This is a genomic window from Streptomyces sp. NPDC008079 (genome assembly GCF_042957385.1).
In the GTDB taxonomy this organism is placed as follows: domain Bacteria; phylum Actinomycetota; class Actinomycetes; order Streptomycetales; family Streptomycetaceae; genus Actinacidiphila.
This window is the reverse complement of the sequence record NZ_JBIBIC010000012.1, coordinates 123,354-141,704: the sequence shown is the minus strand read 5'-3', so window position 1 is coordinate 141,704 and position 18,351 is coordinate 123,354. Positions and strand designations below refer to the sequence as shown.

The following is an 18,351-nucleotide window of genomic DNA, read 5'->3' as shown; positions in this document are numbered from 1 at the left end:
AGGGGCTGGGCCGACCTCAGCGGGACCGCCGTCGGCGGGGTCCGGGGCGCCCTCGGCGGGAGCCTGTCCGCCTTCCGCGGGACCGCCTGCGGCGGGGTCCGGGGCGCGGTTCGGGGACGCCTCAGGGCCATCGCCGCCGCTGGCGCTCATGCGTCACCCCCGACCGGGTCGGGCCGGTTCCGCCCCGGCCACTGTCAGTGGGAATTATCCCTCTTACCCGATATTCTCCCAAACACCCCGATACCGCGCGGGCCACGGGGAGACGGCGTAGCGGCCGGGGCCAGCCGGGGGCGACCGTGAGGCCGGGGCCAGCGGGGAGCGCGCGCGGCGCGGCGCGGGCGGCAGAGGCGACCGGGGTCCGGGGTCGGCCGGAGCCGGGAGCGCCAGGCGCGGCGGGGGCGAAGCCAGCGGCGCGGGAAGCGCCTGGAGCGGCGCTAGCGACGGGAGCCCGAGGTCGGGAGTCGGCCGGGGCCGGCTGGAGGCCGAGGGTGGCCGGGTTGGCCAGGCGCAGGCGCCAGATGCGACCAGGGGTCGGGGTCGGTGGCACGGAAAGCCCCGGACGCGGCGGGGGCCGCGCCGGGGCAGGTGCGGCGAGGGCGGGCCGGGGGGCGGGCGGGGCCGTCAGGCTAGGGCTAGGGCTTGGGTGAGGGCGGCGGCCAGGGCGGCGGGGGCCTGGACGTGGGCGAGGTGGCCCTGGCCCGGAATGACGTGGACGCGGGCGCGGGGCATGGCGCCCGCGATGCGGGCGAAGGGCTCCCAGTAGGGCCCGACGCCGTCGTCGTCGCCGCCGACCAGCAGGGTGACGGGCATGTCGAGCTTGCCGTAGGCGGCCAGGTCGGCGTGGTGCTCGTTCAGGGCGGTCAGCTCGCGCCCGAGCGGCGCGGCGAGAGGCCGCAGCACCTGCCAGGCCGGGCTCCGGCGCAGCTCCGCGACGTACTCGGCGGAGAATCCGGACACGTCCCGGTTGACGATCTCCACGGCCCGGTCCAGGTCACCGGCCGCGTCGGCCGCGCGCAGCGAGTCCAGCACCTGCGCGCCGAAGGGCCGCACCACCGGCTCGTAGAGGGTCAGGGAACGCACGCCGGAGTGCCGCGTCGCGGCCTCCAGCGCGATCAGGCCGCCGTAGCTCCAGCCGAAGAGGTCCACCCCGCCGTCGCCGCCGTGCCGCCCGGCCACCTCGTCGAGCACCCGCCGCAGATCCGCGACCTCGGTGCCGACCCCGTATCCGTCACCCAGCTCACCGCTGGGCCGTCGGCCGCGCCGATTCAGTACGTACACCGGCCGGCCGGCCGGAAGCGCGTCCACCACCGGCTGCCACGACACGGCGTCGGCCATGACCCCGGGAACGATCAGCAGCGGCCTGCCCTCGCCCACCCGGTGGCCGAGCACCAGCACCACACCGTCGCGTTCCACCTGCACCAGCATCGAATCCCCCGTCTCGGTCGCGGACACCGAAAAACCCTACCCTCAGGCCGTCAGCCGACCAGAAGGCGTGTCGCCCACTCGACCGCCGGGCGGTCCTGGTCGAGCCAGTCGACGTCGGAGGTCTGCGCGGGGAGCAGCCAGCGCAGCTCGTCGTGGTCCTGGAGGGGGCGGGGCGTGCCGCTCACCAGGCGGGCGGTCCAGACGTGCAGGGTGAGGCCGTTGGCCAACGGCCAGGCGCCGGGGACGCGTTGAAGGGGCTCCACCGTGACGCCCAGCTCCTCGCGCAGCTCGCGCACGAGCGCGTCCGGCGGGCTCTCCCCCGCCTCGACCTTGCCGCCCGGCAGTTCCCAGCGTCCCGCCAGCGCGGGCGGCGCGGTCCGCCGCGCGGCCAGCAGCCGTCCGGCGTCGAGCACGGCCCCGCCCACCACCACACGTTCGGTCATGCGACGCAGGATACGTAAGACGGAGACCCGCGACCCGCACAGCGCGCGGCGCGAACCCGTTACGAGGACTGCACGGCGCGCGGCGTCAACCGCTCGATCACGTAACGCCGTTGCTGCTGGTCCCGGTTGAGGCCGGGGCCGTTCAGCGTGGCCGCGACGCGCTCGGCCTCGGCGCGGGTGGCGTAACGCCCGACCCGGTACCGGTTGCCGCTCTCGTCCTGCCGTATGAGGAGCCATACGAGGTCGGTCGTCATCAGCTCAGGCCCCCTCAGGCGAGGTCGCGGCAGCGGAACCGGCTTCCAGGTCCGCCAGGTGCGCGACATTGTCCCGGTCGTCCGCCGCGTCACTCGCGGCGCTGTCGAACCAGGCGTCCAGGATCTCGCCGAGCACGGCGCCGGACACCGAACGCAGGCTCAGCGCCAGCGCGTTGGCGTCGTTCCACCGGCGGGCACCCCGCGCGGTGTACGCGTCGGCGCACAACGCGGCCCGGACGCCCGGGAGTTTCTTCGCGGCGATGGACGCGCCGGTGCCGGTCCAGCAGCAGACCACCGCCTGGTCGGCCGCGCCCTCGGCCACCGCGCGGGCCGCCGCCTCCGCGCTCCAGGCCCAGTCCTTGCGGTCTCCGGGGCGCAGTGCGCCGTAGGCGAGCACCGTGTGACCACGGTGACGAAGCTCGTCGACGACCTGCCTGGCCACCGGTTCATCCATGTCCGAGGAAACGGCGATGCGCATATGCCCGACCCTACGCCCGAGGTTCACGGCGCGGGCACGGAATGACACGAAGAGGTACCGTTCCGGCCAGGTGTTCGACCAGAAGTTGACTGTAGGTCACACGTGTCCGACGCCCCCGGCGGTCACGCCGGGCGCACGCCGGAGTGGGCACCGGCGCCCGTACCGCCCGGACCATCCGTACCGCCAGGCGCCGTAAGGGAGTTGACGGCGGGTCAGCGTACCGGCAGGTGGTAGACGGCCCGGTACCGCTCCGCCGGGATGATGACGTCCGCGGTCTCCACCGGCTGCCCCGAGCAGTAGTACGTGCGCTGGATCTCGATGACGATGTGCCCCGGCACTCCGCCGAGCGCCGCCGTCTCCTCCGCGAGCCCCGGCCGGGCGCCGACCTCCTCGGCCATGTGGTCGACCACCAGGTCGATCGCCGCCATCCGCTCCACGACGCCCTGGCCGCCGACCGGCCCCTCCTCCGGCAGCAGCACCGGTGTGCGGGCGGTCAGCGCCAGCGGCTCCCAGGAGGTGGAGAGCATCGAGGGCTCACCCTCGGTGCGGAAGAGGTAGTGGGTGCGCATCACCCGGTCGCCGGGCTCGATCCGCAGCCGCTCGGCGACGGCGGGCGAGGCGTGGTCCTGGACGCTGCGCGACTCCCAGGTGCCCTTGCACCCCTCGTCCCCCTGCTCCTGCCGGAACGGGCTGGCCGTCCCGGCGGGCCGGTAGCCGCTGCGGACGATGCGCCGCGGCCTCGGCCGCTCCCGTACGTACGTGCCGGAGCCGGACCTGCCCTCCACGAAGCCCTCGGCCATCAGCACCTTGCGCGCTTCGAGCGCGACGGTGTCCGAGACCCCGTACTCGGTACGGATCCGGGCCTGCGAGGGCAGCCGCGCGTGCGGCGGGAGCGTCCCGTCGAGGATCTTGCGCCGCAGATCCTCGGCGACGCGAAGGTAGGCGGGCTGCTCACCGAAAGGCACGTGCCCCTCCCAAGGGGTTGACTGTCTGCGACAGCTTGACAACCGTCGGTGCCCGTCCGCAAGCCCTCCCCCGAGCATCACACTCCGAATCCGGAGTTTGTGCCTCCGTCCTTCACCGAGCCGGTCATCGAGCCGTGCGTGGCGCCGAAGAAGCAGGTCACCTTGTGGTCGCCGCGGCGCCAGCCGTCCGCCGGCGGCATGTAGTAGTAGACGTCGGCGCTCTTCTCCCAGGGCGTGCCGTCCGCGTAGTCGTCCGCGTAAGAGGCGCACTTCGACTCCGCGACGGCCGAGATGCGATCCGTTCCGGGGTAGCCGCCGTCGTCCGCCGCGTCGACGGTGAAGATCGCGTACGCCTCCGCGTCGTGCTCCTCGGAGCAGTCGACGACGTCCACGGTGGTGGAGCGCGCGCCGTCGCCGCCGTAGTCGCCCAGCGAGCTGTCGACCGTGTTGAAGCACTGGCCGACCCTGATCCGGTCGACGCGGGTGTTGCCGTCGTCGAAGGCGCCCGCCACGCCGAGCGCGATGAAGACCGCGAGAAGCACCGTGGCGACGCCGTTGAGGATCAGGCCCGCGACGGCCAGGCCCTTGCCGCGCTCGCCGCGCTTCTTGATCTGGCTGAGCGCGACCAGGCCGAAGATCACCCCGAGGACGGGGATGCAGGTGAAGCCCACCACGAGCGAGGCGATGGCCATGCCGTTGGTGTTCGCCTGCGGGTTGTACCAGCCGGCGGTCTGCGGATAGCCGGGATACGGCTGGGGACCGTACGGATTCTGCCCGCCGTACGGATTCCCGCCGTAGGCGGCCTGACCGCCGTACGGGGCCTGGCCGGGATACGGGGCCTGCCCGCCGTAGGGCGGCGGGGAGCCGGGGGGCTGCTGTCCGCTGTAGGGCGGGGGCACGGAGCCGTAGGGGCCGGGCCCGCCCGATGACGGGCCGCCGTACGTCGGCTGTCCCGGACCGCTGTACGGCGGTCCGCCCTGCTGGTCGTACGGCTTCTGCGGATACGAGGGCAGCCCGGCGTACGGCGAAGTGGGGGCGTCGTGCGGCGGCTGGGACGGGGGCGCGTCGTCGGAGGACGGCGGAGGCGGGGGCGGCGGCGGTATGTCCACTGGGGGATCCTACGGTTCTGCGCCGACGGGTTGTGAACGGGTTGTGCCGTCCCCCTTGACCCTTATTGGTCCAGACCAATACCTTCACGCGCATGCGTCGAAGAATTCTCGGCCGTATGGCCGCAACCGCAGCCACCCTCTCCCTGGTCGCCGTCCTGCCCGCCGTCACGGGCGGCTCCGCCGCCCAGGCGCACGGCCGCGACGACCACGGCTCCTCCGCCTCGTCGTACAAGAGCGTCGGCTACTTCACCCAGTGGGGCGTCTACGGACGCGACTACCAGGTGAAGAACGTCCAGACCTCGGGCACCGCGGCCAAACTCACCCACCTCAACTACGCGTTCGCCAACATCGGCGCCGACGGCAAGTGCTTCGAGGCCAACGTGGCCGGCGAGGGCGACGCCTGGGCCGACTACCAGCGCCCGCTCGACGCCGCCTCCTCGGTCGACGGCACCGCGGACACCGCCGAGCAGCCGCTGGCGGGCAACTTCAACCAGCTCCGCGAACTGAAGGCCGCCAACCCGAAGTTGAAGGTGATGATCTCGATCGGCGGCTGGGGCTGGTCGACGCACTTCTCCGACGCGGCCCGCACCGCCGCCTCGCGCAAGGCGCTCGTCGCGTCGTGCCTGGACATCTTCGTCAAGGGCAATCTGCCGCTGCTCGACGGCAAGGGCGGCCCCGGTTCGGCCGCCGGGCTCTTCGACGGCGTGGACATCGACTGGGAGTGGCCCGGCTCCTCCGGTGACGTCGACACCGTCTACCGGCCCGAGGACAAGCGGAACTTCACCGCGCTCGCGGCCGAATTCCGCGGCCAGCTCGACGCGTTGGGCCGCAAGGCGCACAAGCACTACGACCTGAGCGCCTTCCTGCCCGCCGCACCGGCCAAGATCGACGCGGGCTTCGAGGTCCGGAAGATCTTCAAGTACCTCGACTTCGGCACCGTCCAGGGCTACGACTTCCACGGCCCCTACGAGGCCACCACCAACCAGCAGTCCGCGCTCAAGGCCCCGCGCAACTCGCCCGTCCCGCACGACTTCAGCGACACCCAGGCGGTCGGCGACTGGCTCAAGCGCGGCGCACCCGCCCGGCAGCTCGTCCTCGGCGTGCCCTTCTACGGCCAGGGCTGGACCGGTGTCCCCGACGGCGGCACCGCGGGCCTCTTCCAGCCGTCCACCGGCCCCGCCCCCGCCACCTGGCAGGCGGGCAACGAGGACTACCACGCCCTCAAGGCCCTTGCCTCCTCCGGCACTTACACCGTCCACCGGGACGTGCGGAACGGCTTCGCCTGGCTCTACGACGGCACCAACTTCTGGACCTACGACGACCCGCAGGTCATCGCCCAGAAGACCGCCTACATCAAGCGGGCCCACCTGGGCGGCGCGATGGTCTGGTCCCTGGACGGCGACACGGCGGACGGCGAGCTGATCAACGCCGTTCACCAGGGTCTCGCCGCGCACCACCGGTGACCCGGCTCCTCGGGTAATCCCGCCCCTCACGCCCGGTGCTCCCCAGCCCTCCCTCTCCGCGGGGGAGCACCGGGCCTCCCCACGCGCGGCGGATACGTCAGCCGCGCGCGGCGGAGGCGGCGGCCCGTTTGGCGGCCAGCTTGGCCGCCTGCATGTCGCCGACGACCTGCGTCACCATCCGGACGGACGCGGCGTCCAGCACATTGCCGAACTCGACCACCTCGACCCGCTCCTCGAAGCGCGCCTTCAACTGCGGCATGTCGCTGGGGATCACGACGAGGTCGAGGTCCCCGACGTCCTCCCCCTCGTCCCCGTGCAGCACCCTGACATTGCTGATCCCGGACTGCGTCAGGGAGTCCCGGATGCTGACGGCCTGGCCGTAGGTGGAGTAACAGATGCCCACCGTGCCGCTCCTGGCGGCGGAGGCGATCCGCACCAGCGTCTGCACATGCGGCGCGGCGACGATGGCGACCACCTCGGTCGGCTCCCCGCGCCACAGCCGCCGCACCTCGGCCAGATGGAAGAACGTGGTGAGGGCGAGGTCGTCGTGCTCCTCCTCGGGCGAGAAGTCCCCGAGCACCAGGGGCTTGACCTTGAGACCGAGGTGCAGGCCGAGTTCGCTCGCGAAGTAGCCGGCCCGGTCGGCGTTGCACTCCACGAACGCGACCTTGAGGACGTCGTCCTCGGCACGCAGGGCGAGGCTCGTCACGAGTGACTGGATCTCGACGGCGGACAGGCCGAGCGCGACGCACTCCCTGGCCGCCGCGTCCAGTACCGCCCACGCCCGGTCCCTGGCGGGCGAACTCGTACGCGCCAGGCCCGTACCGACCACGGTCGTCCCGCTGCGGCCCCGGCTCTCGACCAGGCCCAGCTCGCTCAACTCCGCGTACGCGCGGGCCACCGTGTTGCGGTTGATCTGGAGGTTGTCGGCCAGCAGCCGGGCGCTGGGAAGGGTCTGGCCGACCGCGAGATCGCCGGTCTCGATCATGAACGACACCTGGGTCACGATCTGCCGGTAGATGGGTACGTCCGAGTGACGACTCACCTGCACGTCGCTGTCCACCAGGTGCCCGGCCTTCCCCGTTGCGCATCTCAGCCAAACCACCTTATCCACGCGGGAGGCAGTCAAGCATGCCCCGTGCGCCCTCTTGTCTTCGGCTTGAATTGGCCCAACCGGCTAGGCAGAAAGCACGTCAGGCCGCCCCGCCCCGGCGGAGATCGACAGCGCCCGCACCCCGCTTCGCCTGCGCAAATGCACTGCAACAGCACAACGGGACATATATCTCTGGCCGTCGCCCGTCCGTGTATCGATGGGTCTAACATCGACCCACCAGGGTAGGCAGTACCCCGCCGCCGAGTGACGGCCCCGGTCGCGCCGGCCTGTGGCGCCCACCCCCATCCGCGACGGGAGCGATGAGTGACCCTTCTCGTTCGAGCCCACGGCACCGGCGACCGACGCGGGGCCGGACGTCCCGGCGCCCGGGGGAACCGCACCCGCTCCCGAGGACTCATCAATAGATGATGCGCATATCCCCCACACCCCTGCCGGCCGACTCCCACGGGTACACGCTGGCGGCCCGCAGGAGAGCGGTGTTCACCGGCAGGACCGCGGAACTGCGGCTGCTGCGGGACCTGATGCTCAGCGACCGGCGCTCCTGCTTCGTGGTGTGGCTGCACGGCATGGGCGGCTTCGGCAAGAGCAGCCTGCTGCACCGGTTCGCCGACGAGGCCGAGGCGCACGGCAGGACGGTCCGCACCGTCGACATGCGCGCCACGGCCGCGACACCGGAGGCGTTCCTGGCCGCCCTCGACGCGCAAGGCCCTTCGCAGGAAGCCCAGTTGCTGCTCATCGACTCCGGTGAGGCCCTCGGGCCGCTGGAGCAGTGGCTGCGGGACGAGTTCCTGCCGCGGATGCCCTCGCACCTGTTCCTGGTGGTCGGCAGTCGGCGGCCCCCGTCGGCCGAGTGGCGGGCCGACGTGCAGTGGTGGCAGGCGCTGCGCAGTGTCGAACTGCGCGGCATGGACACCGCGGAGGCCACGAAGCTGCTGCGCAACCGGGACGTGCCGGAGGCGGACATCCCCGACATCGTGCGGGCCGCGCACGGCGTGCCGCTCGCGCTGGCGCTCTTCGCCGACGCGCGCGAACGCGCCACGGACTCCGTGCAGCCGCGCACCGCCTGGGAGTTGGCCGACTCCCCCGACCTGGTGGGCGAACTGCTGCACCTGCTGCTGCGCGAAAGTCTGTCGCCCGGTCAGGCGGAGGCGCTGCACGTCCTGGCGCTGGCCCGGGTCACCACCGAGGATCTGCTGCGGCACACGCTCGACGTGCCGTCGGCGGAGGCCGGAAAGCTTTGCGCCTGGCTGCGCGGACTCTCCTTCATCCGCAGCACCGCCGAGGGCCTGGTCCCGCACGAGCTGGTCCGCGAGGCGCTCCTGGTCGAGCTGCGCTGGCGCGACCTGTCGGCGTACGAACGGCTCTTCACCCGGCTGCACGCGCATCTGGCCGAGCAACTGGCGTGCCGCACCGGCAGCCGCTGGGCGTTCGGCGCGGGCCTGGCCTATCTGGGGCGCTCCGGCCGCTTCCCGCGGGAGACGGTCGACTGGCGCGGTACGGACCGGCTGCGGCTGCGCACCGCCCGCCCGGAGGATCTGGACGAGGTGCTGGCCGCGATCGGCAAGGAGCACGGCGACGAGGCCGCCGCTCTGGCCCGGCAGTGGTGGGACCGGCAGCCGGGCGCCTTCTGCGTCGCCGAGGACGGCCGCCGCGGCGTCACCGCCGCCCTCGTCGCGCCCTGCCTGGACCCGGGGGCCACCGGGCTGCCCGACGACCCGACGGCGCGTGCCGCGCTGGAGTACACCGCCGGCCGCCGGCCGCTGCGGCGCGCCGAGCGGCTGCTGCTGGCGCGCTGGAGCACCGGCGGCGCCGCCGCCGCGGCCTTCGCGCTGACCACGCTGTGGGCGACCACGCCGAACCTCGCGGTGAGCTGGACCTGCGCGGCCCCTGACCGGCCGGGTCTCGCCTCGCTGCTCGACCTGTACGGGCAGCAGCGGGTGGCACCGGCCGAAGGACCGTACGGGGAAGGACCGTACGGCGAAGGGGCTTACGGCGAAGGGGCTTACGGCGAAGGGATGTTGGCCTTCGTGCAGGACTGGCGCAGCGCGCCCTTCGACCGGTGGGCGGTGGATCTGCGGGTCCGGCTGCTGGCCGACGAGCCCGCGCCGGGCCCGGCGCCGGTGACCGTCACCGCGGAGGCCGCCATGCCGTGGCCGGAGTTCGCCGAAGCCGTCAAGCACGCCTACCGCAGCCTCCAGGACGCGCGGCAGCTCGCGGAGAGCTCGCTGCTCGGCACCCGGCTGGTGGCGCCGGACGGGGACGCGGCGGCGCTGCGCGAGGTGCTGACCGAGACGGTGGCGTACCTGCGCGCGCAGCCGGGACGGCGGCAGTTGGGCAACGTCCTGGAGATCACGTATCTGAGCGGGCCGCGCAGCCAGCAGGCCGCCGCGAGCCGGGCGGGACTGTCCTTCAGCACCTACCGGCGCCGCCTGTCCACCGCGCTGGCGACGGCGGCGGAAGTGCTGCGCGAGCGCGAGCTGTACGGATCGGCGCCGCGGTGAGCCGCGCCCGTCCCGGTCGGCGTGGGCGGGTGGCGCGAACGCATCCGCTTACCTTGTCAGTTGAACCTTCCGCGAGTGGGGAGCGGCGTTGAGCGAGAGTGACCACGACGAGGCGAAGCGGCGGCAGCGGGCGCGGTTCGTCGAGGCGTTGACGACGCACACCCGTCAGCCCGGCGAGCACTCGCGTGTGGGCAGCAGGGTCGCGGGCGCCGTGGCCGTACTGGCCCTCGTCGCGGGCGCCACGCTGGGCATGGGCGCCTGGCGCAGCCACCAGGCGGACGAGCACGACAAGAAGCGGGACCTGGCGGCCCAACGGACCGCCGCGTACAAGAACATCGCGCACTCCGCGTCGCCGTCGCCCACCCCGAAGCCGACGAAGACCGTGCCGAAGCGGACCGGGAAGCCCGTCCCGCACACCGCCTCGCCCAAGCCGCACAGGACCCCTTCCACCACGCCGACGCCGAAGCGGACGGCCGGGTCGGGCGGCAAGGACCCGCGGGCGCTGACCGCGCACGACCGCAAGGTGCTGATCATGAACGCCTACAGCGGGATGTGCGTCGACATCCCCTACAACGGACCGGGCCAACTGGGCCTGGAGATCGACCAGTACCACTGCGACGGCACCGACCAGGACAACCAGTTCTGGAACATGACGGTCAAGCTCCCCGCGAGCGGCCCCGGCGGCACCGATCTCGTGCAGTTCTCCAACACGATGGACGGTCTGTGCATCGACCCGCCGGAGCGCGGGGCGCAGCCGTCGGGGACCGAGCTGTCCGAGGCGAACTGCACCGGGACGCTGGCGGACAACCAACTGTGGTGGCTCGCCCCGGCCGGGGGCGACACCGTGTGGATACGCAACTACGCGAGCAACCATCTGTGCCTGCGCGTCGAGGGTGCCGACAAGAAGGCGCCCTCCGCCCGGCTCGTGATCGGCTCGTGCGGCACCGACGACGACAGCCGCTGGCGGCTGCTCGGCTGACCCGGACCGTCGGCGGACGGCCGACGCACGGCCGTCCCCTGCCCGCCGGCGCCCGTCAGACGGTGAACCGCACCGCGTCCAGCCAGCGCGTCTCGTCCAGCGTGCCGCCGAAGATGTAGTTGTCGGCGGTCTGCGGGGTGTCGCAGGCCATGCTGCCCCACGGTCCGCCGCGGCTGTACGTGTTCTGGCAGACGGTGCCCGTGGCCCTGCCGACGCTGATGCCGAAGCCCGAGATGTTGGGCGCGTCCTGCCTGGCCGCGCCGAGGGTCAGATCGGCGCCGTCCTCCACGGTGACCCACGACTTGTTCACCCACCCCTTCGCCTGGAAGTAGGCGTTGGCGGAGGTGCCCTTGGTGCCGGACACGGCGATCTGAATGGCCTTGATGCTCCGCGCGTCCACCTCGGAGCCCGCCACGGACCCGTCGCAGACGGCGAGTTGCCAGCCGAAGGTCGCCACGTAGACCCGGTAGCAGATGTGGCGGCCGGGTTCGCGCGCCGCCAGCCGGAGGACCGTGGCCGAGGCGGTCCTGTCGTCGCCGGGCATCTGCGGGCCGGGGCCGAGGTACGGGGTCGTCGCCTTCCTCGTCGGTGTCGCGGTCGGCCGGGCCGTCGGGCTCGGCGGCGCGGGCGGGCGCGGCGCCACGGCCTTGGTCCTGGCCTTGGGCTTCGTCGTGGGCTTGGCGGCGGGCGACGCCGAGGACTTCTGGGGCAGGGGGATGTGCGGGACGGTCGCGGGCGGGTCGGTGATCCGCTCGGCGGTGCTGGCCGCCGTCGTCAGATGGTCGTTCTTGTGCCCGGAGCCGCTGGTCGCCCAGGCCACCAGGGGCACCGCGAGGATGACCACGCCGACCAGGCCGACGGCGGCGAGCAGCGGCTTGCGGGACGGGCCGGAGGGCGGTCGCTCGGCCGGGAGCGCGGCCCCGGGGCCGGTCTCGCGGGTGAGTTCGCGGGTGGCCTTCGCGTCGGGGGTCTCGGCGGGTGTTTCGCCCGCTTCGGTGGTGGGGGCCGATGCGGTGGTCGGCGCCGTGGTCGGGGCGGAGGCCGAGGCGGTGGCCAGCGCCGTGGTCGGGGCGGAGGCCGAGGCAAGGGTCGGGGCCGGGGCAGGGGTTGGGGCCGGGGCCGGGGTCTGCTCGGCCGATCCCTTTCCGGGCAGCGTCGGCTCCTCGGACGTACCGCCCGCCTCCGCCGTACCGCCCGCCACGGGCTCAGGCCGCGCGGCGGCGGCCGTTACCGGGGCGGACGACGTACCCGGGCGCGAGGAGGTGTCGGGGGCCGAGGGCGCCGCCGCGCCGGTGGTCCGCGGCACCGCGGGCGTCAGCGCCTCGCCCGGATCGGCCGCCACGGGACCCAGCGTGACCGCCCGGCGCACGGACGAACCGCCCCTGGAGGAAGCCGAGTTCGCGCCGCCTTCGGTGGCGCGGGGCGTTCCGTCGGGATCGGGTCGGGTCTGACGGCTGCTCATGGTTCTCCTTCGGCCTGGTGGTCAGTCGGTCGTGCGGCGCGGTGTCCTGCCCTGCGTGCCGGGCGTGCGGCCCGGATGTGCGATGCGGGCGGCTACCCGCTGCCGCCCACGGGCCCGACACAGCGCTCGGGCCAGCTCCGGCCCTCCTCGGCGGGCGGACCACCGGCGAGCGCGTCCTTCAGTTCGGCGAGCGCGGTGAGGTCCCGTGGGCTCAACTCCCGTGCTCCGTCCATGTACGTGGTCGCGTGCGCGGGCAGTTCCCGCAGCAGTACGACCGGGGTCCCGGCGGGTGCGGTCCACGTCCCCAGCACGCGGAATCCGGTGCCCGGCGCGAAGACGATCTCACCGTCCGCCGCCGCCAGCTCACCCACCTCGCGGCCGGTCGTCGACCAGATCGCGTAGCGCACGGCGGTCCCGCCCGCCGCCGGAATCCGGGCCAACGCCCCTATCGGCGCCGGGTCCTGGAGCAGCGCGCCCAACCTCGGCTCGGCACCGCCCGCCGCGCCGCCGCGCAGGGCCACGCCCCGGTACGACGGCAGCCGCCGCAGCCCGGACGCCAGGCACCCGGCGTACGCCTGCGACCGCGCCTCGCCCGCCCGCAGGCCCATCGCCAACTCCCGCTGGCTCAGCTGCCCTTCGTCAGCCGACAGATACGCGCGCACCGCGACCAGATCGAGCCGCGCCGCCTCCCGCTCGTCCCCGCGCAGCGCGAGCTTCCGCTCCAACAGCCCGTCCACCGCGGCGGCGTGCCCCTCCCAGCCGTCCCCCACCAGCTCGCGGAACGCCGCCCGTTGCGCGGCGGTGCTGACGTGTCCGGGCAGCACCAGGCGGGGCTCCTCCCGCCTGACGGCCAACGGGGCCGTTGGCTCGGGCTGTTCGGGCCGTTCGGACTGTTCGGGCTGAGCGACGGGTGCGGGGTCGGGCTCGGGGGTGGGGTCAGGCTCGGGGCCGGGTGAGACGACGAGTGCGCGGACGAGTGCGGAGCCCCGCAGGGGCGCGGTGATCGCGGGTGCCGACCGCGTCGGACCGGGCCCCCGGCTGTTCGTGCGCGGGCCGGGGGCGACCGTACGGCCCGCCTCGGCCGTACCGTCGGGCCGTTCACCGCCCCGCTCCCCCGGAGCGCCCGGCGCGGAACGGTCGCGCGCGGCGACATCCGTCTCCGTCGTCGGCGTGCGGACGAGCGTTCCGTCGGCGCCGCTGTCCCCGGCCGGGGACGCGCTGTCGGTGGGCACGCTCGCGGCGGCCGGACGGCGTACCGGCTCCGCCCCCGGCGCCGGAGCCGGTGCCGGTGCCGGTGCCGTACCGGTCAACTCCCTTACAGCGGGCGGTCGTTCACGGCGCGCGTCGGGCGGTACGGCCACGGGCGCGGGTGGGCGCGGGGACGCTGCCGGTCCCGGGCGGTCCGGTCCCGGGCGGTCCTGATTCGGGCGGTCAGGTCCCGTACGGTCCTGGTTCGGGCGGGGCGGGGTCTGCCAGGGGGGCGGGGCCGGGCGGGCGGCGGTGACGTAGCGGATGCCGCGTACGCCGTGTTCCGCCGCCAGACGGCGCAGTTCGGCCTCGCCGCTGGTGAGCCGTCCTCGCACGAGGAGGGTGGTCCTGGCGCGGGCCGTGGCGCCGAGGCCGGTGAGCAGGCGGGCCAGCGCGGTGAGCAGGGAGGCGTCCAACCGCTGTCCGGGCGCGCCGAGTTCGATGGCGCAGGTCTCGGGGTCGACGGCGGTTCCCACGAGCGGGGGGCGGGGCGTGCCCTGGGCCCACAGGGCGAGGCCGGAGCGCGTCACCGTCGCCTGCCAGCCGTCCGTGAGCCGTACGGTGCCCGGTTCTGTGCCGCCGGGGAGCCAGTCGGGCGGGAGGCTGCCGAGCAGCCGGGGCAGGGGCGTTCTGCCCCGCGCGTCGGTCGGGAGGCACGCGACGGCGGTGACGTACGGCTGCCAACTCGGTTCGCCGTCACGGCCGATCAGGGTCGGGCGGGGTACGGCGCCGGGCGGCGCGTGGTCGGCGAGCAGCGGCAGGCCCGTCAGGACGTCGACCCGGCTGTCCAGCGTGTCGGCGACCGTGTGGGCCAGACGCAGCAGGTCGGCCTGTCCGCCGGGTGCGAGGCACACGCGGGCGCGGTGTTCCGCCGGGAGCGCGGACAGGACGGCGGCGACCTCGTCGGCGGCGACGTCCTCCGCGTGCGGGGCGCCGACCAGCACGACGGCGTGCGCGGAGTCGAGCGGCACCGCGAAGCACAGGTCGTCGGGGCGCGGCCCGGGCGCGTCGGCGGGGCGGATCACCAGGCCCGCCGGAATCTGCTCGACCACGCAGCCGCCCGATGTCCGCGTGGGCACGCGGCCGACGGCCTCCTGCCAGGCCGGTGCGGGCGCGCGGGGGCCCAGCTTCCGGGGTGCCTCGCCGGGCGCGAAGCGCCACCAGCATCCCTCGGGACGGTCGTCGCCCCGGACGAAGAGGCTGCCGCCGGGCGTGATGAGGACGACGCCGTCCGGCGCGAACACCTCGAAGCCCCAACCGTCGGCGATCCTGCGGGCGGTGCCGGGGCGGCCTGGCCGGTCGTCGCCCGCGCCGGACAGGACGAGGCGGACGCGGCGGGTGCCCTGCGCGCGCAGCGAGTCCAGGAGGGTGACCAGGCGCGGCCAGTGGCCGCCGCCATTGCCCTGCCCAGCGCCCTCCGAGCCGACCATGACGGTGACGATGTCCGCCTCGGCGCCGAAGGTGTGGGCCACTTCGGCCAGGACGGCCATCGGGAAGGAGTCGTCGTCCACCGAGCGGACCAGGAGGACGCCGTCGATGTCCTCGACGAGGGGGGCGGGGACGGACTCCGCCGCACCGGCGCCGCGGCTCGTACCGGCCGTAGCGCCCGTACGGGTCGCGCCGCCCGTACCGCTCGCGCCGCCGCCCTTGCGGGACAGGCGGGAGGCCCAACGGCTCATGCCTGGCCCTCCCCGTGGTCCCCGTACCGTGCCGTCGTGCGCGACGGCGACCGCGGCCGTCCCGCGCCCTGCTGGCTCATCACTGTCCTCGTTCGGTGAGTCGTTCCCGGCCGGTCACGCGAGCCTGCGTGCGCCGGCGGGTCTCCGCGGACCGGGCGGATGCGTCCTCACCTCGCGCCACGAGAGACCGGCCCGCTCGGTGTCAGCGCGGGAGCGACGGGACAACGATGTCCGTCACCTCGCGCCGTACCGGACGCGTACCGCTCGCGGACGTGTGGGAGACACCCCACCACCTGCCCTCCCCTGCCCAATCCCGGCCGACCGGAACGACGTTGCTCGGCGGCCGGTGCACTGCCTATCCCTGTGGAGCGATAATCGGCCCTATTGGTTGGGTCATTCAGGCATCCAGATATATCAGACCCCAATGGCACCACGGTGTCGGACCGGCCAACGCCGCGTGGCCGCCCACCGTATGACCCGGCCGGGAGCACGGCGGCCGACCGCGGCCGACGGCCCTGCCGGCCTTCCGGCCCTTCTCCCGCCTGCCGCTCCGGACGCTCAGCACGGGGCCCGATCGTGCTCAGACGGTGACCAACCCATGCTCAGCCACGGGGAATCGGGGATCGCCGTCAGTAACATCGCGTCCCGTCCCCCGCCTCCCGCACCCGAGTGCCGTCCCCGGCTCCCGTGACCGTCCACAGGAGAGGTCCGTGTCAGCGGCATTGCCATGCCTATTGACCTGTTTGGCGAGAAGTTAATTCGCTCCGTCCCGGCCGAGGAGCAGTTCACGTATCCCGTGAGCGTCGTTCTCTCGCTGCACCGCGAGCGGACCCCGGCCCTGCTGCGCGCCCTGCGCACCCACCACGTACTGCCCGCGCTGTGCCACCCCTGGGGTTCGGAATCCGCCTACCGCACGCTGCTGCGCAGGGCCGGGACCCCCCTCACCGTGCTGGACGTCCCGAGCCCGCGCGGGACCGGTGATCTGGGCCAGCGCGTCCACGCCCTCAGCCACCTGTCGTCCGTGGTGGTGCTGGTGCCCGACCGTACGGACTCCGCTGACCTGCTGCTGGCCGGCGCCGCCAACGTCATCCCGCGCGACACGGACCCCCGTGAACTGGCCGACCGCATCCTCGCCGAACGGCGCTGGCTCGACACCAGGTCCTCGCCCCGCCGGCCGCCGGAAGCACCGCGCCACGGATCGCCGCGCCCCCAACGCGGCACCCAGCAGGTCCTGTTCGACATCCTCCGCACCACCGCGCGCCCCTGGTGCTGCCACGACCTGTGCCTCCTGCTCGGCGCGGCCGACGAGCCGATGACCCGCCGCGCCTTGCAGGCCCGGATCGTACGGCTCAACGAGCGCTTGGCGCCTGACGGTATATCAGTCGACTGCGCCTCCCAGTGGGGCCGCACCACCTTCAGGGGCCTCACCGCCGAACCGCCAAGAGCGGAAGCCCCATTGAGGCCCGCGTGAGGCCCGCGTGAGGCCCTGACGTCGTGGCCCAGGCGGTTAAGGACGATCCCTCCCTGCGTAATCTCGCGGGTTACGCCTTCCTCGGCGGGGTCTTCTTCCTGGTCTCCGCGCTGCGCCTCGAGCGCGTGGGCTCTCCCGCCTGAACGCCCCTGGCCCGGCTGCGCGTTGGCGCTCCTGCGCGTTTTCCTGCCAACGCGTCGCCGCGGCTACGCGTCGTCGCGCCGTGCGGCCAGGATTCCGATCAGGCGCGCCCGTTCGGCCTCGGTCGCCCCCGGCAGCGTGATGCGGTCCCCGCCGACCTCCCACACGACCGTCGTGTCCGGCCGTTGCCGCGCCGGCCAGCCGCTGACCGCCGTGATCAATGTCGTCAGCACTCCCCCCGACGCCGCCGGCGTGATCACCGGCGCCGCCCACGAATGCGCGTCCCCCTTCGCCCCCTCCGGCGCCGCCTCGCCCCGCGGGCGCACCTCCCGTACCCCGTCCTCGTCCCCCGCCAGGAGCTCCGCCCTCAACCCCCGAGCGGCCCGCTCCACTTCCCCGCCATCCGCCCCGTCCCCCGGCCCACCGGCCGAGTCACCGCGAGTGCGAAGCGAGCGAAAGCAGCAGATGCGAGGACTCCGGATGCTGGAAGTCCGAGTGCGCCCCGGCGGGCGACAGCCGGGTCCCCCAACCACCCCGGTAGAGCCATCCCGCGTCCACGTTCACGATGCGGTGGTCGAGATCGTCCAGCCGGTACGCGGTGCGCGTCGTCCGCAGCCGGATCGAGGACTGCGGTACGGGCGTCCTGCCGACGCCCGAGTGGCCGATCCCCGACGCCCCTTCCGCCCGCAGATGCCAGAAGCCCGTCGCCCGGTCCCAGCGGGAGTGGGTGAGGACCAGCGGCCCCCGCAAGGGCGCGCCCGCCCGGCCGGGGGCGGGGAACAGCGAGGTGAAGGAGTCGGTGAACGCGTCGCGCGGCGCGGCCATCTGGAAGATCAGCATGCTGTCGACGGTGAAGGGCCGGGCACCCCGTAGGACAGCCCGGTGACCGGCGCGTAGACGCCCCGGGCCGCCGTCTCGTACGGATCGATCTCCTCCCACCCCCGCCACGGCTGCCCGCTGGGCTCCGGGTCCACCGCGAACGTGCCCCGCGCCATGAGCACCGGGAGCTGCACCGCGTTCCCGTACCTCTGATACGCGTCGACCGGCAGCTCAACTTGCGATACTGAGGCGGTCAGCTCACCGCCACATCCCGCGCACGCAAAACGAACAACCACCCTGCAAAACAGCCGCATCGTCGCATTTCAGCGGCAACCGCCTCACCGGTTTTCCGCGCCGCGACGGCCGCCATGCGGTGATGCTCGCTTGCCGCTCGCAAGCGGACTACGGGAGGCGGAGAGATAGCCTTTTCGGCCTCAGCCGAGCCGTTCCAGGCGAAGAGTGCGTGGTGCGCGAGAACGTCCCGGATGCCGCGCTGCGACGCGCCGTCCTGGGTGGCGCCGCCGAGGCGTTGCCCAGGACGGTTTCGAGGCCGCAGCCATGGCGCGATGAAGGGCAGTGCGCCGCACAGCAGAACGGATAGCTCCCGGCGTCCGAGGAAGTGCCCGGCTTCTTCTGCGGAGGTACAGCGGGGCGGCGAAGGTGTGATGTCGCTCACTTCGTCAAGTGTTTCAGGTGCGATACGCGGCTTTTAGTTGCTACGCAAGCGGTGATTCGTGACGGTCTGCAGTTATTTGGCGAGCCGACTGAGCCTTCGGCTCACTCAAGTCGTCTATGCCTGC

General features: G+C 73.6%; 17 protein-coding genes. 4 read left to right on the top strand and 13 right to left on the bottom strand.

Features of this window, described 5'->3' with window-relative positions; translation table 11 throughout:
* Nucleotides 1–621: 621 nt before the first annotated feature.
* The 6 genes from ACFZAM_RS24290 to ACFZAM_RS24265 all read right to left on the bottom strand — a co-directional run bounded on the left by ACFZAM_RS24290 (nucleotide 622) and on the right by ACFZAM_RS24265 (nucleotide 4,674).
* Nucleotides 622–1,452: an alpha/beta fold hydrolase gene (locus tag ACFZAM_RS24290; protein WP_391049254.1), complete on the bottom strand. Its 831-nt coding sequence runs from the start codon at nucleotides 1,450–1,452 to the stop codon at nucleotides 622–624.
* A gap of 23 nt (nucleotides 1,453–1,475) precedes the next feature.
* Complete coding sequence (locus ACFZAM_RS24285; protein WP_355348313.1) at nucleotides 1,476–1,868, bottom strand: (deoxy)nucleoside triphosphate pyrophosphohydrolase; 393 nt, start codon at nucleotides 1,866–1,868, stop codon at nucleotides 1,476–1,478.
* Nucleotides 1,869–1,927: 59 nt separating this feature from the next.
* A complete protein-coding gene (locus tag ACFZAM_RS24280) occupies nucleotides 1,928–2,122 on the bottom strand; it encodes an SPOR domain-containing protein (protein WP_355348316.1) in 195 nt (64 codons plus the stop codon).
* 4 nt (nucleotides 2,123–2,126) lie between these two features.
* Entirely contained in the window at nucleotides 2,127–2,600 is a 474-nt protein-coding gene (locus ACFZAM_RS24275; RefSeq protein WP_391049251.1) for an RpiB/LacA/LacB family sugar-phosphate isomerase, read from the bottom strand.
* A gap of 212 nt (nucleotides 2,601–2,812) precedes the next feature.
* The gene (locus ACFZAM_RS24270) at nucleotides 2,813–3,565 is read right to left on the bottom strand and encodes a GntR family transcriptional regulator (protein WP_355348321.1); all 753 of its coding nucleotides are present in this window, start codon (nucleotides 3,563–3,565) and stop codon (nucleotides 2,813–2,815) included.
* 77 nt (nucleotides 3,566–3,642) lie between these two features.
* Nucleotides 3,643–4,674 (bottom strand): DUF4190 domain-containing protein, encoded by a 1,032-nt coding sequence (locus ACFZAM_RS24265; protein WP_391049248.1) that lies wholly within the window; start codon nucleotides 4,672–4,674, stop codon nucleotides 3,643–3,645.
* 92 nt (nucleotides 4,675–4,766) lie between these two features.
* Here ACFZAM_RS24265 and ACFZAM_RS24260 point away from each other — a divergent pair, with 92 nt between their 5' ends.
* Nucleotides 4,767–6,137, top strand: a complete 1,371-nt coding sequence (locus tag ACFZAM_RS24260) for a glycoside hydrolase family 18 protein (RefSeq protein WP_355348326.1) — start codon at nucleotides 4,767–4,769, stop codon at nucleotides 6,135–6,137.
* 97 nt (nucleotides 6,138–6,234) lie between these two features.
* On the opposite strand, the gene ACFZAM_RS24255 is transcribed toward ACFZAM_RS24260, so the two are convergent.
* Nucleotides 6,235–7,188, bottom strand: a complete 954-nt coding sequence (locus tag ACFZAM_RS24255; RefSeq protein ID WP_391049246.1) for a GntR family transcriptional regulator — start codon at nucleotides 7,186–7,188, stop codon at nucleotides 6,235–6,237.
* Between the two features lie 467 nt (nucleotides 7,189–7,655).
* Between ACFZAM_RS24255 and ACFZAM_RS24250 the strand changes: the two genes are divergently transcribed.
* On the top strand, nucleotides 7,656–9,752 hold the full coding sequence (locus tag ACFZAM_RS24250) for a hypothetical protein (protein ID WP_391049244.1): 2,097 nt from the start codon (nucleotides 7,656–7,658) through the stop codon (nucleotides 9,750–9,752).
* An 88-nt stretch (nucleotides 9,753–9,840) separates the two neighbouring features.
* A complete protein-coding gene (locus ACFZAM_RS24245) occupies nucleotides 9,841–10,731 on the top strand; it encodes an RICIN domain-containing protein (protein WP_391049242.1) in 891 nt (296 codons plus the stop codon).
* A 55-nt stretch (nucleotides 10,732–10,786) separates the two neighbouring features.
* Here the strand turns inward: ACFZAM_RS24245 and ACFZAM_RS24240 are convergent, their stop codons facing one another.
* Together ACFZAM_RS24240 and ACFZAM_RS24235 are read right to left on the bottom strand one after the other, a co-directional pair.
* Entirely contained in the window at nucleotides 10,787–12,193 is a 1,407-nt protein-coding gene (locus ACFZAM_RS24240) for a hypothetical protein (RefSeq protein WP_391049240.1), read from the bottom strand.
* A 92-nt stretch (nucleotides 12,194–12,285) separates the two neighbouring features.
* Nucleotides 12,286–15,120 (bottom strand): hypothetical protein, encoded by a 2,835-nt coding sequence (locus ACFZAM_RS24235; protein ID WP_391049238.1) that lies wholly within the window; start codon nucleotides 15,118–15,120, stop codon nucleotides 12,286–12,288.
* A 727-nt stretch (nucleotides 15,121–15,847) separates the two neighbouring features.
* On the opposite strand from ACFZAM_RS24235, the gene ACFZAM_RS24230 reads away from it, so the two are divergent.
* Entirely contained in the window at nucleotides 15,848–16,591 is a 744-nt protein-coding gene (locus ACFZAM_RS24230) for a hypothetical protein (protein WP_391049236.1), read from the top strand.
* A 206-nt stretch (nucleotides 16,592–16,797) separates the two neighbouring features.
* Here the strand turns inward: ACFZAM_RS24230 and ACFZAM_RS24225 are convergent, their stop codons facing one another.
* From ACFZAM_RS24225 to ACFZAM_RS24210, 4 genes are read right to left on the bottom strand one after another with little or no spacing between them, the layout of a single operon-like run.
* Nucleotides 16,798–17,124 carry a hypothetical protein gene (locus ACFZAM_RS24225; RefSeq protein WP_391049235.1) on the bottom strand — a complete coding sequence of 109 codons (327 nt, stop codon included), beginning with the start codon at nucleotides 17,122–17,124 and terminating at the stop codon, nucleotides 16,798–16,800.
* 40 nt (nucleotides 17,125–17,164) lie between these two features.
* Nucleotides 17,165–17,572, bottom strand: coding sequence for a hypothetical protein (locus ACFZAM_RS24220; RefSeq protein WP_391049232.1), 408 nt, complete (start codon nucleotides 17,570–17,572; stop codon nucleotides 17,165–17,167).
* A complete protein-coding gene (locus tag ACFZAM_RS24215; RefSeq protein WP_391049229.1) occupies nucleotides 17,566–17,745 on the bottom strand; it encodes a hypothetical protein in 180 nt (59 codons plus the stop codon). Before ACFZAM_RS24215 ends, ACFZAM_RS24220 begins: the two co-directional genes overlap by 7 nt.
* Nucleotides 17,746–17,804: 59 nt before the next feature.
* Complete coding sequence (locus tag ACFZAM_RS24210; protein ID WP_391049226.1) at nucleotides 17,805–18,227, bottom strand: hypothetical protein; 423 nt, start codon at nucleotides 18,225–18,227, stop codon at nucleotides 17,805–17,807.
* Between the last annotated feature and the right edge of the window lie 124 nt (nucleotides 18,228–18,351).